A 15,308-nucleotide genomic window follows, 5' to 3' on the forward strand; every position below is an offset into this window, starting at 1 on the left:
CACACCGGCACGTCGAGTCACTCAGTCGGTGATCGCGGTTTCGCCGGGATGCAGTGCGGCCTGCAGTGCCGCGAGGGTATCGGCGTCGAATTCGCTCTGGTACAGAACTGTGGCCCAGTCGAACTCGTCGGTCGACCAGCGCTGAATGTCTCCGTGCCAGCGGAGGTTCCACCGCTGATCGGATCGGGGACGGCGTGCGAGCATGCCATTGACGAACCCGGCGGCGATGGACGCCTGGAATGCACCGGTTCCCTTGTTGAGGGTGTGAATGCTCTCGACCCGCAGCGGGAGCGGTATCCGGACGACGGGCAGACTGTCGGCGACGTTGGTGTGGAACCACTCGAGCCTGTTCGCGTCGTCGGCTCGGGCCAGTTCTGTGCGTGCGCGATGCTCTTCGTCGAAGTCGCGAGACGGCCCGGTCCAGGTGAACAGTTCACGGCCGACGGGTTCCCCGACCGTGATCTCGGTGTAGGCGACTTCCACCTCGGCGGTGTCGTTTCGCTGCTCGAGCACAGCGCCGCTCTCGCGATCGACGATGATCCGCAGGAGACCTGCCTTACGCGGTCCGGGCGCCAGGTCCACTGCCCAGCAGTCTCTTCCGAGGAACGTGACGTCCTCGATCGGCCCGGCCGGTCGGGTGTAGTCGTCGCCGAGCCAGTCGTGTGCGGGCCGGTTGGACAGCAGTTCGCTCCCGGTGCCGAGGTAGCGGACGTGGCGGGCGTCGCTGCGGATCGGTGGCTCGTCGGTCGGTCCGAACTGCCACGCGCTGACGCCGTCGGTGATGAACACCGGCCGCCCGTCGGGGGTTTCGATCCGCATCCTGGATCGGTCGCGCCAGACGCGGATATCGCCGCCGCCGACCCCGACGACGACCGGTTCACGGTCCGCGGCAAACGCGAAGTTGATTCGCTCGGGTGCGTCCGGCGTCTTCCGGATTACACCCCTCGTCGGCAGGCTCGGTCCGTCGGCCATCGTCACCAGTACCTCGACCCACGCCGTCATCGTTCCCCCTCGAATCGTCCGGTTCGTCCCAAGCTACCGCGCGGGGTGGTGCCGGTACCGTGATCGATCCGCGCCGCCGCGTCGGTGACATACCGGCGGATGGCGCTCATACTGCGGTCATGGCATACCTGAAACCGCCGCTGCTGGTCCGCGAGGTGTTCAACCGTATCGCCCTCGCGACCGGCATCAGCGGCACCGAGAAGATCACCGTCACCGGCCGGCGCAGTCACGAACCGCGCTCGGTGCCCGTCGTCCCCGTCGACGTCGACGGGGTGCGCTACCTGGTCTCCACGCGTGGCGAATCGGAGTGGGTCCGGAACCTGCGCGCCAGCCCCGAGGTGGACGTGAGCCGCCGCGGCCACACCGTGCACTACAACGCCGCCGAGGTCCCTGTCGCGGATCGGGATCCCATCATCGCGGCCTACCGGGCCAAGGCGGGCAGGACGGTGGAGGGGTACTGGGAGAAGCTGCCGGAACCCGTGGACCACCCGGTCTTCGCGCTCACGACCGGCTAGCCGCGGGGCGCGGGACTCGGGGCTCGGCCCCGGTCGCCGCATGACCCGCAGATCGCCGCCGGGAACGCCGCGGCCCGCGTGCCATCCCGCGGTGGCCGGCACCCGGTTCGGGTGCCGGCTGCAGAATCATGCGGCTCGTGGGCCTGCGCGGTTGTGGGCAGGGATGGGTTTCTTGTACGGATCCACCGTCGATGGCGGTGTGAACCTGGGGGCACCCCCTGCACGAAGTGCTTGGGGGAGGATGTCTGTCGGCGCCGACGATCACTTCCCAGTGCGAGTGATGGAGCAGCCTGTGGTGATAGCCGCAGAGGAGCACGAGGTTGTCGAGGTCTGTGGGTCCGCCGTCGGCCCAGTGCATCACGTGGTGGCCTTCGCAGTGGGCGGGAGGTGCACCGCAGCCGGGGAAGGCACAGCCGTGGTCGCGGGCAACCAACGCGCGCCGCTGCTTCTTCGACACGGTCCTGTTGGTGCGCCCCAGGTCGATCGGGACGCCGTCACTCATGACGATGGGGGTGAGGTGGCAGTCGCAGGCGAGCCGTCGGGCGGTCGCGATGGAGAGTGGTCCCATGTGTGGCATACGCGCAACGTCCCTGTCGCCGAACAGGTCCGGATCGCCGTCTGATCCCGCCCACTCGTGGTCGGCGTCGCTGCATGCGAGATCGCTGGCGTTCACATGTAGGGACAGGTGCGGTCGTTCGCCGCCTTCGATGGGTGCGTCGCCGGAGTCGAGGTAGCGGCGCAGTATCTCGGCGAACGCATCGGCTCGCTGCCGTGCCGGGGTGCGGGCGCCGGCGGGGTCGTCCATCGGGTTGCGGGGCTTGGTCAACGCGGACAGCGCGGTCAGGAGCATTTCACCGGTGACGGCGTCGAGATCCCCCTTGACCGCGACCCGCCCGTTCAACGTCTTCGAGGCGTGGAACTCGTTGCGTTCGCTGTCTTCACTGGGTGGGAGTTCGTCGGATTCGAAGATCCGCTCGAGACGGGAGATGCAGGTGCGGACCGTCGTGGTGGTGGCTGTGGGTCCGGTGGCGCTGTCCAGCAGCACTTTCCGGCACGAATCGAGTGCCTCGTTCGGCATGCCGCGGGGCGGTGTCTCGCAGAACTTCCCAATCAACGCGGCATGCTCCGCCGACACCGCACCGGAGTTGAACGCGTCGGCGACCTCGGGCTGCCGGCCGAGCATGCGCCCCAACGCGAGGATCCGTCCCGCGGTCGACACTTCCAGAAGGGTGTTGGCGGCCAGCCACTGCTTGACGCTGCGGAATCCGAGGGTGTCGAACGAAACGGCGCGCTCGTCGATTTCGGCGATGGCAGCAGCACGTAGTGCTTCGAGTTGTTCGAGCGCATGGCAGATGTCCAGGGTGGTCTGCAGCAGCAAGACTTCGGGCAGCGTGTGCACGTCTTCAGGTCGCGGCGCGGCGACTGCGACGAGCGAATTATTGAGTCCCCCCGGATTCATGACTCGATTGTAGTTCGAACATATGTTCTAGTCAATGGCTGTCTGGGGTGTCGTGGGTCATTCCACCTGGCACTGTTTCGGCGATAGAGTGCTCGTTGTCGGCCATGACGGGTGTGACGAGCCCTGAGCCGGTATCGGCTGGTCACCGAGTAAAAGGGACCATCAGAGGCAGCGTTCTTCGCTGCGAAGGTGTGGTGGCACCGCGACGGACCCGATCGCCCACACCTCCCGGGGACAACAACCAGGAGGTGAGCATCGTGCCACGCATCCTCAGTTCAGCACTGTCCACGACATCCACATCGATGCCCGGTGAACCCGTCACTGTCGAAGGCTGGGTCCACCGCCGCAGACAGCTCGCAAACGTGACGTTCGTCGTCGTCCGAGACCGTTCCGGTTTCGCACAGGTCGTCGTGACCGACCCTGCAGTCCGTGGCGAAGTCGCGAACCTGCCGGAGGAAACCGTGGTCCGTGTGACCGGCACACTTGCAGCGAACGAAAAAGCGCCCGGCGGCGTCGAGATCGTCGACCCGACCATCACCGCATTGAGTGAGCCGTCGCAGCCGCAACCAGTCGAGCTTTGGCGGCCGAAGCTCAGCGCCACGCTGCCGACCATGCTCGACCACGCAGCACTGACCTGGCGCCACCCCGCCCGTCAGGCCGTGTGGAAGATCGCAGCGGCCGCCATGGCCGGATTCCGCAAGCACCTCGACGGGGAAGGCTTCACCGAAGTTACGACCCCCAAGATTGTCGACCAGTCCTCGGAGTCCGGGGCCAACGTCTTCACGGTCGACTACTTCGGTTCGGCCGCCTACCTGGCGCAGTCACCCCAGCTCTACAAGCAGATGCTTGTCGGGGTGTTCGAGCGTGTCTACGAGATCGGACCGGTCTTTCGGGCGGAGCCACACGACACAGCCCGGCACCTGGCGGAGTACGTCTCCCTCGACGTCGAGTTCGGCTTCATCGGCGACCACCGCGACGTCCTCTCGCTGCTACGGGACACCCTCGCTGCCGTCATCGGCCACATCGGTGACAGCGCCGGCGAGCAGGTGGATGCTCTGAGCGTCGACCTACCGGTGGTCCCCGAGAAGATGCCGGTCCTGCACTTCACCGAGGCGCTCGAACTTGTCGGAGCCCACCCGGGCGAACCCGACCTGGCGCCGGAGCACGAGCGTGCTCTGGGGAAGTGGGCCAAGAAGGAGTTCGGCTCGGATTTTCTTGCAGTGGAGGGCTACCCGTCCGCGAAGCGGCCTTTCTACACACACCCGCAACCCGATGACGCGCGTTGGACCAACTCGTTCGACCTCCTCTTCCGCGGACTCGAACTCGTCACGGGCGGACAGCGTCTGCACAACCATTCCGATTACGTCACAGCACTCGCCCGCAGCGGCGAGGATTCGGCGAACTACTCCTCCTACCTGGAAGCAATGGCGCACGGAATGCCGCCACACGGCGGCTTCGCCATCGGCCTCGAGCGACTTGTCTCACGACTACTCGAAGCCGACAACATCCGGTACGCCACCCTGTTCCCCCGGGACATCCATCGCATCCAGCCCTGACGGAACCGGCGGTGCGGGCGAGACTCGCCCGCACCGCCTCAGGCTCAAAACCTGGCAGATCCTTGACGCAGAACAGACGTCTCGTACGTCAGGCCTTCTGGCAGGGTCCCACCGCCGGCTAGGAGGCGTCCCTAGCCGACGCGCGTTCGAGATGCTCCGCGGTCTCTGTCACGACGCGGTGCAGCCCGGCGGTGACCGCCCCCGCAGCGAGTCGCAACGGCATCCGCAGCACGGGGCCCGGTTCGATAGCGAACGTCCAGGTGAGTCGCGAACCCGAAGCGCACTGTTCGACGAGGACGTCCTCGACGAACCGTCGCAGACCGGGGGCGGTGAACCGGCTGACGTAGAAGGTGTTCCGGTACCGGACTGGTGGGGTCTCCTCCCAGCGGAAGTACTCCTCGGTGGCCTTCAGGGCAGACGGGCGCATCGACAGTTCACGCCGCGTGCCCACCTCGAAGGGGCGCGGCGTGAGGTATCGGGTGCCGCTGATGGACCCGCACCATGCGAGCGTGTTGTCGCAGGTCAGTCCGGCCCACGCAGATTCCGCGGGAACCGAGAGGTCGACGGAGAATCGCCGGACGAACGGCGCAGTCTCCAGGAGTGTCTCGTCACCGGCAGACAGTTCGAACCACTTCGGCATAGAACAATCGTAGGGAGTAGCGCTCCGGTCCGCGGTAGTCTCGCCGGACGAGCCTCTTCGATATCTCGAAAGGCGTTTCGTGCGAGCTCCTGAACCGGACATTCCGCATCTCGCGCCGGCGACCATCGTTGCGACGCTGCGCGCGGCCGGATGCGTGTTCGCCGAGGACGAGGCGCGCCTGCTCGTCGACACGGCAACGCAGGCCGGTGAACTGGCCCGAATGGTCGAACGCCGCACTTCCGGCGTGCCCCTCGAACACGTCCTCGGGTGGGTCGAGTTCGCCGGTGTGCGAATTGACGTCGACGCCGGAGTGTTCGTGCCACGTCGCCGCAGCGAACTGCTCGTCCACCGCGCCGCGGCGCTGGTACGGCCGGGCGACGTCGTCGTCGATCTGTGTTGTGGATCGGGCGCGATCGGAACCGCCCTGGCGGGGACCGTCGAGGGTCTGGAACTCCATTCCGCCGACGTCGATCCCGTCGCCGTCAGGTGCGCGCGGCGCAACGTGGAACCGATAGGCGGGCGCGTGTACGCGGGCGACCTGTTCGACGCCCTGCCCGGGACGCTGCGGGGACGTGTCGACGTCGTGGTCGCCAACGTCCCGTACGTGCCCAGCGGCGCGATCGCGCTGATGCCGCCCGAGGCACGTGATCACGAGCCGCGCACGGCGCTCGACGGCGGATCCGACGGCCTGGACGTCCAGCGGGCCGTAGCCGCCGCAGCGCCGCGATGGCTCCGTCCGGGCGGCCACCTGCTGGTCGAGACCAGCACTCACCAGGCCGCCACCGCGGCCGACATCTTCACGCGCGCAGGATTACTCGCGCGAATCGTCCACTCCGACGAGCTCGATGCCACCGCGATCGTGGGAACCCGGCCGGTCGACTACTGACCGTCGAGCATCGCCGCCCCCGCGAGGGCGTCCGGCACGCCCAGGCCGTCGACGAGGGTCGCCGCGTGCGGGCGCAGTGTCCGGCAGCGTTCGTTGATGCCGCGGCGCACCGCCTTGGCCCGTTCCACCGAGAGCAGGCGGTGCTCCATGAACCACGCCTTGTCCTCGTCGATCACGGTGAGCGCGAACAGGTCGCACAGCTCGTTCAGCAGGTCGCGCGCGGCCTCGTCGTCGCACTCGCCGATGCCCGCGATGAAGGCCTCGAGCACCACCCGGTCGATATGCGCGCGGGCCGCGTGCAGCACGTGGTCCTGCACGAAGTTGAAGGCCTCGAACGGATCGTCCTCACGCTTGCGTGCGGCCTGCAGGCGCCGGGCCGCGGTCGACAGCAGGTACTCCTCGCGGTCCTCCAACATCGTCAACTGGGTGCCGCGGTTGAAGAGGCTGCCGTCCTCCTCGTTGTCCTGGCGGGTATCGAGGATGGTCTGGATGATCTGCTGCGCCGCCGTGCGCGAACGGACCGCATCACCGAACGCGTTGGCGGCGAACGCCATCCATTCGACCGGGCTCATCCCGCGCACCTCGTCGGAGTACTTGGTGAGCAACTCCTTCGCGACCAACTGGGTGAGCACGGTGTTGTCGCCCTCGAACGTGGTGAACACGTCGGTGTCGGCCTTGAGTGCCGTCAGACGGTTCTCGGCGAGATAACCGGCGCCGCCGCACGCCTCCCGGCACTCCTGGATCGCGCGCGTCGCGTGCCACGTGTTCGCGGCCTTGAGTCCGGCGGCGCGCGATTCGAGTTCGCGCTGCTCCGTTGGATCGACCTCGTCGGCGGTCTGGACGTCGTGCATCTTCGCGACCAGTTCGTTCTGCGCGAAGCCCAGTGCGTAGGCGCGGGCGATGTGCGGCAGCAGACGCTGCTGGTGCACCAGGTAGTCCATGATCGGCACCTCGGGATCCGGCGTCGTCTCGTCGCCGCTCGGTGCGCTGAACTGCTTGCGCTGCAACGCATAGCGCGTCGCGATCGTGAGCGCCACCCGGGCCGCGGCAGCCGCGGATCCGCCCACCGTCACCCGGCCGCGCACCAGCGTGCCGAGCATCGTGAAGAAGCGGCGGTTCTTGTTCTCGATCGGCGACGAGTACACGCCGTCGGCGTCCACCGACCCGTACCGGTTCAGCAGATTCGTGCGCGGCACCCGGACCTGGTCGAACACGATGCGGCCGTTGTCGACGCCGGGCAGGCCGCCCTTGAGGCCGCAGTCCGACGTCGTGACGCCGGGCAGGTCGTTGCCGTCGGCGTCCCGGATCGGCACCAGAAGGCAGTGTACGCCGTGCCCTTCGTCGCCGACGATCAGCTGCGCGAACACCGCCGCAACCCGGGCGTGCTCGGCGGCGCCGCCGATGTAGTCCTTGCGCGACGATGCGGTGGGGGAGTGCACGACGAACTCGTCGGTGGCCGGGTCGTAGGTGGCGGTGGTCTCGAGGCTCTGCACGTCGCTGCCGTGCCCGGTCTCGGTCATCGCGAAGCAGCCCAGCAGATCGAGGTCGATCATCGGGCGCAGGAACTCGGCGTGATGGTCCGCGGTGCCGAGGTTCTCGATCGCGCCGCCGAACAGGCCCCACTGCACGCCGGCCTTCACCATGAGCGACAGATCCGACATCGCCAGCATCTCGATCGCGGTCACCGCCGCGCCGGGGTCGGCGCCGCTGCCGATCTCGACCCCGAAGCCGCGGTCGACGAAGCCGCCGGCCGCGAGGACCCGCATCTGCTCGAGGGTCTTGGCCCGGGCCGCCGCGATGTCGGGCGTGTGGTGCGGCCGGAACTCGTCCGTGGAGAGATCGATCCGGGCCTTCGCGCGCACCTCCGCCCATCGGCCGTCGAGAGTGGTCCGCAGATGGTCAGCCGTGGTCGCCATGAACCGACGGTAATGCGGTCGGACGGGTCCCGCTGGGCAACGGCAGACCACCCGACCAGCACGAACGGACACGCCGAGGCGGTGTGATTCCGGCCACCTCCTACACCCTGTCGTTGGCAAATTCGACAGAACTGGGACACTGGAAACCGTGACTGCTGCCTCCAGCGGGTCCGGCCTGGGACCCGATCTTCGTGACGCCCGTTCCGCCCAACTCTTCGACCGGGCGTCCAAGGTGATCCCCGGAGGCGTCAACTCCCCGGTCCGCGCGTTCGGTTCGGTCGGTGGCGCGCCCCGGTTCATCGAGAAGGCGTCCGGTTACACCCTCACCGATGTCGACGGCAACGACTACGTCGACCTGGTGTGCTCGTGGGGTCCGATGATCCTCGGGCACGCGCACCCCGCCGTCGTCGAGGCGGTGCAGAAGGCCGCGACCACCGGACTGTCGTTCGGCGCCCCCACCGAGGGTGAGATCGCGCTCGCGGAGGAGATCGTCTCCCGCGTCGCGCCCGTCGAGCAGGTCCGCCTGGTGAACTCCGGCACCGAGGCCACCATGAGCGCGGTGCGCCTGGCCCGCGGCTTCACCGGCCGTTCCAAGATCGTCAAGTTCTCCGGCTGCTACCACGGCCACGTCGACGCGCTGCTCGCCGACGCCGGTTCGGGCCTGGCCACGTTCGGTCTGCCGACCTCGCCCGGCGTAACCGGCGCGCAGGCCGAGGACACCATCGTCGTGCCCTACAACGATCTCGAGGCCGTCCGCGCCGCGTTCGCCGCGAACCCCGGCGAGATCGCGTGCGTGATTACCGAGGCGGCCGCCGGCAACATGGGCGCGGTCGCTCCGCTGCCCGGCTTCAACGAGGGCCTGCGCGCGCTCACCACCGAGCACGGTGCGCTGCTGATCATGGACGAGGTCATGACCGGCTTCCGCGTCAGCCGCTCCGGTTGGTTCGGCCGCGACGGCGTCGCCGGTGACCTCTACACGTTCGGCAAGGTCATGAGCGGTGGCCTGCCCGCCGCCGCGTTCGGTGGTCGCGCCGACGTCATGGCCAAGCTGGCTCCGGCCGGCCCCGTCTACCAGGCCGGCACGCTGTCGGGTAACCCCGTCGCCGTCGCGGCGGGCCTGGCGAACCTGCGCGCCGCCGACGACGCCGTCTACGCGGCGCTCGAGCGCAACGCGCAGACCCTGGGCACGCTGCTGGGCGACGCACTCACCGCCGAGGGCGTCCCGCACCGCGTCCAGTACGCCGGCACGCTGGTCAGCGTCTTCTTCACCGAGAACCCCGTCACCAACTACGCCGAGGCCAAGGCCGCCGACACGTGGCGCTTCCCGGACTTCTTCCATGCCCTGCTCTCGCGCGGCATCTACGCGCCGCCGAGCGCGTTCGAGGCATGGTTCGTCTCATCGGCGCTCGACGACGACGCCTTCTCGAAGATCGCCGACGCCGCACCGCACGCGGCCAAGGCCGCCGCCGCAGCCCAGAACTGACCAGACAGGACCGACCGGAGACCATCCGGCCGACCGACCGAAACGCAGGGACCACCACCGTGACCGTCGCCGACAACGCGAGCGCTGCCGACCACCCGCACTCCGACAACTCCGATACGCGGACCATCGTTCACGTGCTCCGGCACGGCGAGGTGCACAACCCGAGCGGCATCCTCTACGGACGCCTCCCGAACTTCCGGCTGTCGGAGAACGGTGAGTCGCAGGCCCGCGCCGTCGCGGCGGCGCTCGCCGACCACGACATCACGCACGTCGTCGCGTCTCCGCTGCAGCGCGCGCAGGAGACGGCCGGTCCGATCGCCGAGAAGCACGGCCTGCAGATCGCGACCGACGCCAACCTCATCGAGGCGGCCAACGACTTCGAGGGCCTCAAGGTGGCCGTCGGGGACGGTGCGCTGCGCCGGCCCCGGCACTGGTGGAAGCTGCGCGACCCGTTCACGCCGTCGTGGGGTGAGCCGTACCTGCAGATCGCGCACCGCATGCTCGCCGCGGTGAACGCCGCGCGCGTCGCCGCGGTCGGCCACGAGGCCGTGTGCGTGAGCCACCAGCTGCCGGTGTGGACGCTGCGCCGCTTCCTGCAGGGCGAGCGCCTGTGGCACGACCCCCGCAATCGTCAGTGCGGCCTCGCGTCGCTCACGTCCCTGGTCTACGAGGGCGACACCCTCGTCGACATCGTCTACTCCGAGCCGGCCGGATCGTCGGACCCGAGGGTGACCGGCGCATGAAGTTCCCGTCCCTCCGCCTGGCGGCCGCGGCGTGTTCGCTGGTTGTCGCGGCCACCGTCGCGGGCTGCGCGACCGGTGACGACGCCGTCGCGCAGGGTGGCACGTTCGTCTTCGTCTCGCCCGGCGGCAAGACCGAACTGTTCTACGATCCGCCGTCCGATCGCGGGGCGGTCGGCAAGGTGTCCGGCGAGGACCTGATGACCGACGGCAAGACGACGTCGCTCACCGACTACGAGGGCCAGGTCGTCGTGCTCAACGTGTGGGGCCAGTGGTGCGGACCGTGCCGCGGTGAGGCCGACGACCTCGAGAAGGTCTACGAGAACACCAAGGACATGGGCGTCCAGTTCCTCGGGATCAACGTCCGCGACCACACCAAGGACAAGGCGCAGGACTTCGTCGTCAACAACAAGGTGGGCTACCCGTCCATCTACGACCCCGAGATGCGCACGCTGCTCACCCTCGGTAAGAACTACCCGACCAGCGTCATCCCGACGACGATCGTGCTCGATCGTCAGCACCGGGTGGCGGCGGTGTTCCTCAAGGAACTGCTGGTCGAGGATCTCCAGCCGGTCGTGGAACGGATCGCACAGGAACCGCAGGACCAGGGATGACGGCCGACACCGTCCTCCTCGCGAGTGTCGGCGACAGCTTCCAGTCGGCGGCCGCGAGCGGACCGCTCCTGCTCGCGCTCGGCGCGTGCCTGCTCGCGGGTCTCGTGTCGTTCGCGTCGCCGTGCGTCGTGCCGCTCGTCCCCGGCTACCTGTCGTACCTGGCGGGTGTCGTCGGAGCCGACGCCCCCGCGGTCACCGCGTCCGAGGCCACCACGCGCACGACGACGCTGCGCGACGGGCGCCTGCGGGTCGCGGGCGCTGCGGGGCTGTTCGTCGCGGGCTTCACGGTCGTGTTCGTGCTGGCCACGGTCTCGGTCTTCGGGGCCATCGAGGCACTCGCCCTCAACCGCGACGTGCTCCAGCGCGTCGGCGGCGTCGTGACCATCGTGATGGGCCTGGTGTTCATCGGTCTCGTCCCGGCGTTGCAGAAGGACACGCGGATGGCTCCGCGCCGCATCTCGAGCCTGGCGGGTGCCCCGCTGCTCGGTGCGGTGTTCGCGCTCGGCTGGACGCCGTGCCTGGGGCCGACGCTCGCGGGCGTCATCTCGGTCGCGTCCGGTACCGAGGGGGCGACCGCGGCCCGTGGCGTGGCGCTGATCGTTGCGTACTGCCTCGGTCTCGGGCTCCCGTTCGTGATCGTCGCGCTCGGTTCGGCGCGCGCCCTGCGCGGCGTCGGCTGGCTGCGCCGCAACACCCGAACCATTCAGATCATCGGTGGAATCATGTTGGTGGCTGTCGGCATCGCGCTGGTCACCGGCGCGTGGGACCAGTTCGTCGGCTGGGTCCGTGACGCATTTATCTCGGAGGTGACCCTGCCGATATGACGGTTCGAGACACAGTGAGCGACGGCGGCACACCCGCCGACGCCCCGAAGAACCCGCCTCCTCCGCCGAAGCAGTCGCCGGCCGGGCGTGCCGTCGCCCTCGCCCGGAACACGTGGCGCGGTCTGACGTCGATGCGGACCGCCCTGGTGCTGCTGTTCCTGGTGGCGCTGGCGGCCATCCCGGGCGCACTGCTGCCGCAGCGCAGCCTCAACGAGGGCAAGGTCAACGACTACATCGCGGCCCGGCCCACGCTGGGTCCGATCATGGACAAGCTCGAACTGTTCGACGTGTTCGGCAGTTTCTGGTTCACCGCGATCTACGTGCTGCTGTTCATCTCGCTGGTCGGCTGCATCCTGCCGCGGTGCGTCGAGTACGCCAAGGCGTTGCGCGCGCAGCCCGTGGCGGCGCCGCGCAACCTGGGCCGGCTGCCGCACCACCGCAGCGAGACCGTCGACGAGGATCCCGAGGCGGTCGCCGCACGGGTCCGCAAGCAGCTGCGCGGCTGGCGCGTGGTCCAGCGCGTCGGTGGAGATCGAGCCAAGCATCCGGAGGAGATCACCCTCTCCGCCGAGAAGGGCTTCCTGCGCGAGGCCGGCAACCTGGTCTTCCACCTGTCGCTCGTGGCGCTGCTCGTCTCGCTCGCCGTCGGCAAGCTGAACAGCTACGAGGGCAACGTCATCGTCATCGCCAACGACGGCGCCGGACTGTGCACGACGTCGCCCGCGGTGTTCGACTCCTTCCGGGCCGGCAACGAGCGTGACGGCACCGGCATGACCCCGCTGTGCGTGAAGGTCAAGGACTTCACCGCGGACTACCTCGACAACGGCCAGGCCGAGATGTTCACCTCGAACATCTCGTACCAGTCGGGCGAAGACCTCGAGACGAACACGTGGCGCGAGACCCAGCTCAGGGTCAACCACCCGCTGCGCGTCGCCGGTGACCGCGTCTACCTGCAGGGGCACGGCTACGCGCCGACCTTCACGGTGACCTTCCCGAACGGCGAGACCCGCACCGAGACGCTGCAGTGGCGCCCGGACGACGCCACGACGTTCCTGTCGAGCGGCGCGATGCGATTCGATCCGCCCGGCGGCATGTACGCCGACGAGGACGAGCGCCGCAAGAACCAGGTCGCGATCGAGGGCCTGTTCGCGCCGACCGCGGTGTTCCACGGGAATCTGCTGTCGTCGGGCTATCCGGCGATGAACGATCCGGCCGTCGCGATCGACATCTACAAGGGCGACACCGGTCTCGACACCGGTAACCCGCAGAGCCTGTTCTCACTGAACAAGGAACTGATCAACCAGGGCCGGCTGGTCAAGCAGGAGCGCGTGAACCTGTTCCCCGGTGAGTCCAAGACCCTCGCCGACGGCACCCAGGTGCGGTTCGACGGCGCTGTGGACTTCGTGAACCTGCAGGTCTCGCACGACCCGGCACAACAGTGGGTGCTGGTGTCGTCGATCGTGATGATGGCGGGACTGCTGGTCTCGCTGGTGATCAAGCGGCGTCGTGTGTGGGTCCGGATCTACCCCGTGAACGGCCCCGGCAAGGATGCCGACACCATGTCGGCTACATTGGCCGAGGGTGAACGACGCACCGTAGTAGAGCTCGGTGGTCTCGCCAGGACCGATCAGGCCGGTTGGGGCGACGAGTTCGATCGGCTGTGCACCCGATTGCTGGACGACGAGCGCGCGACGCGCAGGAGATGAATATGACGATCAACGAGACACTCGCTCGCTACAGCGACTGGTCGTTCGAGTCGGCCTTCGCGATCTACGCGCTCGCGACGGTGCTGCTCATCGCCCGGTACGCGTCGATGCGTGCCAAGGCGGTCCAGGACCGCGAACTCGTCGTGGCGGGCGCCTCCGGTGGCTCCGCGGACGCGCCGGAGCTCGTGCCGGGCCGGGTGGCCGAAACGCCCGGTAAGACGTGGTCCGAGAAGCTCGGCGGCATGGGCTACGCCCTGCTGGTGGTCGGTGCGGTGCTGCACGTCGCGTCGATCGTGCTGCGCGGTTTCGCCACCGAGCGGTTCCCGCTCGGCAACATGTACGAGTTCGTGACGATGGCGTGCGCGGCGGCCGTCGTCGCCGGGCTCGTCGCACTGCGCAAGACGGCCGACCTCTGGGCCTTCCTGCTGGTGCCGATCCTGATCCTGATGTTCCTCGCGGCGACCGTGCTCTACGCCGACGCGGCACCGGTGGTCCCGGCGCTGCGCTCGTTCTGGCTGCCGATCCACGTCACGATCATCAGCGTGAGCAGCGGCATCTTCATGGTCTCCGGTGTCGCGAGCATCCTGTTCCTCTACCGCATGAAGCACCCGGCAGGTGAGGAGGGCAACGGACCGTTCGGCAAGATCGCGGCGCGGCTGCCCAACGCCGAGACGCTCGATCGCCTCGCCTACAAGTCGACGATCGTCGCGTTCCCGCTGTTCGGTGCCGGAATCATCCTCGGCGCGATCTGGGCCGAGGCGGCCTGGGGACGTTTCTGGGGCTGGGACCCCAAGGAGACGGTTTCGTTCATCGCGTGGGTCATCTACGCCGCGTACCTGCACGCGCGCGCCACGTCGGGTTGGCGCGACACCAAGGCTGCCTGGATCAACGTCGCCGGCTTCGTGGCGATGCTGTTCAACCTGTTCATCATCAACATGGTGGTCTCGGGTCTGCACTCCTATGCGGGTCTCACCTGATCGTTCCCGCGTAACGCGAAAACCCGGTACAACGCGAAAAGGAATCGGCCGCTGTGGATACAGCGGCCGATTCCTTTCGTTGCGTTCTCGCGTGGCCTAGGCGTCCGGGTCGGTAGGGGTATCGCTACCGGGTCGGTCCGAGTGCCGGCGGTGGTTCTCGCGATCCACGCGCCACAGGAACTCGGGGTCGTCGTCGGGGCCGACAGCCCCGCCGCCCTTCCCTGTACCACGACCACCCCCGCGTGCCGCGGTGGTGGGAGTGGGCCCGAACGCCTTCCAGAACAGGACCGCAAGCGTCACCAGGCCGATGAGCGCCAGTAGGTAGATCACGGTGCACCTCCTGGTTACGAGGGTAGCCGCGTCCGGGTCTTCCCGGCATCCACCTGGAGTCCGATGTTCCGGACCCCGGGACTAGCTGTGATGTGCCTCGGTGGTCAAGGACGAGAGGAGTGCCATCACCTCGGCCTCTCGGAACCTCCGGTGGCCTCCGGGGGTACGCAGCGATCCGAGCCGGCCGGCGTGCGCCCAACGGGTGACCGTCTTGGGGTCGACATGGAACAGTGCGGCGACCTGGCCCGGGGTCAGCAGGGCTTCCTTGGCGCCGTTGTAGGTGGGTGCGCTCATCGATCCTCCAAGGTTCGGGGCCCACCAGGACGGTCGGCCGGGAGATTCGGGACCGGTTCGTTTGTCGACCGGCTTCGACATAGTGGCACTCAACCCCCCAGGTACTCGAACGATCTAAAGTTGGTAAAGCGGAGGTAATAGACAAATCGGACTACCCGGGCCGGTGTGTATCAACCGGGTCTCCGGAATCGGCAATCGCGGTACGAACCCCACGGACGGCCCCTATGGTGGCCCGTGTCTGCCTCGACGCGAAAGCGTCCGACCGGACATCCGGCAGGACACCGGAGCCGGGACGAGGTCGACCTTCGGGGGTGGAAGCGCGGGACGTCGGTGCCGGGCATCGCGTCTCACGGAACCGTCTGCAGC

General features: G+C 68.3%; 14 protein-coding genes and 1 pseudogene. 9 read left to right on the plus strand and 6 right to left on the minus strand.

Annotation, left to right across the window (positions count from 1 at the left end):
- Nucleotides 1–21: 21 nt before the first annotated feature.
- Complete coding sequence (locus tag LCL87_RS09905) at nt 22–1,002, minus strand: hypothetical protein (protein WP_225019134.1); 981 nt, start codon at nt 1,000–1,002, stop codon at nt 22–24.
- Between the two features lie 119 nt (nt 1,003–1,121).
- On the opposite strand from LCL87_RS09905, the gene LCL87_RS09910 reads away from it, so the two are divergent.
- Nucleotides 1,122–1,517: a nitroreductase family deazaflavin-dependent oxidoreductase gene (locus tag LCL87_RS09910; protein WP_225019137.1), complete on the plus strand. Its 396-nt coding sequence runs from the start codon at nt 1,122–1,124 to the stop codon at nt 1,515–1,517.
- A gap of 126 nt (nt 1,518–1,643) precedes the next feature.
- Here LCL87_RS09910 and LCL87_RS09915 read toward each other — a convergent pair.
- Nucleotides 1,644–2,976, minus strand: a pseudogene (locus LCL87_RS09915) (HNH endonuclease signature motif containing protein).
- Nucleotides 2,977–3,233: 257 nt separating this feature from the next.
- Here LCL87_RS09915 and aspS point away from each other — a divergent pair.
- A complete protein-coding gene (aspS, locus tag LCL87_RS09920) occupies nt 3,234–4,532 on the plus strand; it encodes an aspartate--tRNA(Asn) ligase (RefSeq protein WP_510850733.1) in 1,299 nt (432 codons plus the stop codon).
- 118 nt (nt 4,533–4,650) lie between these two features.
- On the opposite strand, the gene LCL87_RS09925 is transcribed toward aspS, so the two are convergent.
- On the minus strand, nt 4,651–5,172 hold the full coding sequence (locus tag LCL87_RS09925) for an SRPBCC family protein (protein WP_225019139.1): 522 nt from the start codon (nt 5,170–5,172) through the stop codon (nt 4,651–4,653).
- Nucleotides 5,173–5,251: 79 nt separating this feature from the next.
- Between LCL87_RS09925 and LCL87_RS09930 the strand changes: the two genes are divergently transcribed.
- Nucleotides 5,252–6,058: a putative protein N(5)-glutamine methyltransferase gene (locus LCL87_RS09930; RefSeq protein ID WP_225019141.1), complete on the plus strand. Its 807-nt coding sequence runs from the start codon at nt 5,252–5,254 to the stop codon at nt 6,056–6,058.
- On the opposite strand, the gene LCL87_RS09935 is transcribed toward LCL87_RS09930, so the two are convergent.
- The gene (locus LCL87_RS09935; RefSeq protein WP_225019144.1) at nt 6,052–7,974 is read right to left on the minus strand and encodes an acyl-CoA dehydrogenase family protein; all 1,923 of its coding nucleotides are present in this window, start codon (nt 7,972–7,974) and stop codon (nt 6,052–6,054) included. The genes LCL87_RS09930 and LCL87_RS09935 overlap by 7 nt on opposite strands.
- 148 nt (nt 7,975–8,122) lie before the next feature.
- On the opposite strand from LCL87_RS09935, the gene hemL reads away from it, so the two are divergent.
- Genes hemL through ccsB form a run of 6 tightly spaced genes read left to right on the plus strand, consistent with a single transcriptional unit; the run spans nt 8,123 to nt 14,318 of the window.
- Nucleotides 8,123–9,457 (plus strand): glutamate-1-semialdehyde 2,1-aminomutase, encoded by a 1,335-nt coding sequence (gene hemL / locus LCL87_RS09940; RefSeq protein ID WP_225019146.1) that lies wholly within the window; start codon nt 8,123–8,125, stop codon nt 9,455–9,457.
- 59 nt (nt 9,458–9,516) lie between these two features.
- The gene (locus tag LCL87_RS09945; RefSeq protein ID WP_225019148.1) at nt 9,517–10,200 is read left to right on the plus strand and encodes a histidine phosphatase family protein; all 684 of its coding nucleotides are present in this window, start codon (nt 9,517–9,519) and stop codon (nt 10,198–10,200) included.
- Nucleotides 10,197–10,811: a TlpA disulfide reductase family protein gene (locus LCL87_RS09950; RefSeq protein WP_225019150.1), complete on the plus strand. Its 615-nt coding sequence runs from the start codon at nt 10,197–10,199 to the stop codon at nt 10,809–10,811. Before LCL87_RS09945 ends, LCL87_RS09950 begins: the two co-directional genes overlap by 4 nt.
- A complete protein-coding gene (locus tag LCL87_RS09955) occupies nt 10,808–11,635 on the plus strand; it encodes a cytochrome c biogenesis CcdA family protein (RefSeq protein WP_225019152.1) in 828 nt (275 codons plus the stop codon). The genes LCL87_RS09950 and LCL87_RS09955 overlap by 4 nt, the downstream gene beginning before the upstream one ends.
- 14 nt (nt 11,636–11,649) lie before the next feature.
- Nucleotides 11,650–13,341 (plus strand): cytochrome c biogenesis protein ResB, encoded by a 1,692-nt coding sequence (resB, locus tag LCL87_RS09960; protein ID WP_225019278.1) that lies wholly within the window; start codon nt 11,650–11,652, stop codon nt 13,339–13,341.
- Nucleotides 13,342–13,343: 2 nt separating this feature from the next.
- The gene (gene ccsB, locus LCL87_RS09965; protein ID WP_225019154.1) at nt 13,344–14,318 is read left to right on the plus strand and encodes a c-type cytochrome biogenesis protein CcsB; all 975 of its coding nucleotides are present in this window, start codon (nt 13,344–13,346) and stop codon (nt 14,316–14,318) included.
- A 96-nt stretch (nt 14,319–14,414) separates the two neighbouring features.
- On the opposite strand, the gene LCL87_RS09970 is transcribed toward ccsB, so the two are convergent.
- Entirely contained in the window at nt 14,415–14,648 is a 234-nt protein-coding gene (locus LCL87_RS09970) for a hypothetical protein (protein ID WP_225019156.1), read from the minus strand.
- A gap of 81 nt (nt 14,649–14,729) precedes the next feature.
- Complete coding sequence (locus tag LCL87_RS09975) at nt 14,730–14,942, minus strand: BldC family transcriptional regulator (RefSeq protein WP_005518137.1); 213 nt, start codon at nt 14,940–14,942, stop codon at nt 14,730–14,732.
- Nucleotides 14,943–15,308 lie beyond the last annotated feature (366 nt).

The sequence above is a fragment of the Prescottella equi genome, assembly GCF_020171745.1.
In the GTDB taxonomy this organism is placed as follows: Bacteria; Actinomycetota; Actinomycetes; order Mycobacteriales; family Mycobacteriaceae; genus Prescottella; species Prescottella equi_A.

Coding starts and splice junctions, on each gene's coding strand:
- LCL87_RS09905 (WP_225019134.1), bottom strand. CDS start 1,002: ATGACGGCGTGGGTCGAGGTACTGGTGACGATGGCCGACGGACCGAGC.
- LCL87_RS09950 (WP_225019150.1), top strand. CDS start 10,197: ATGAAGTTCCCGTCCCTCCGCCTGGCGGCCGCGGCGTGTTCGCTGGTT.
- LCL87_RS09975 (WP_005518137.1), bottom strand. CDS start 14,942: ATGAGCGCACCCACCTACAACGGCGCCAAGGAAGCCCTGCTGACCCCG.
- LCL87_RS09910 (WP_225019137.1), top strand. CDS start 1,122: ATGGCATACCTGAAACCGCCGCTGCTGGTCCGCGAGGTGTTCAACCGT.
- LCL87_RS09935 (WP_225019144.1), bottom strand. CDS start 7,974: ATGGCGACCACGGCTGACCATCTGCGGACCACTCTCGACGGCCGATGG.
- ccsB (WP_225019154.1), top strand. CDS start 13,344: ATGACGATCAACGAGACACTCGCTCGCTACAGCGACTGGTCGTTCGAG.
- LCL87_RS09925 (WP_225019139.1), bottom strand. CDS start 5,172: ATGCCGAAGTGGTTCGAACTGTCTGCCGGTGACGAGACACTCCTGGAG.
- LCL87_RS09955 (WP_225019152.1), top strand. CDS start 10,808: ATGACGGCCGACACCGTCCTCCTCGCGAGTGTCGGCGACAGCTTCCAG.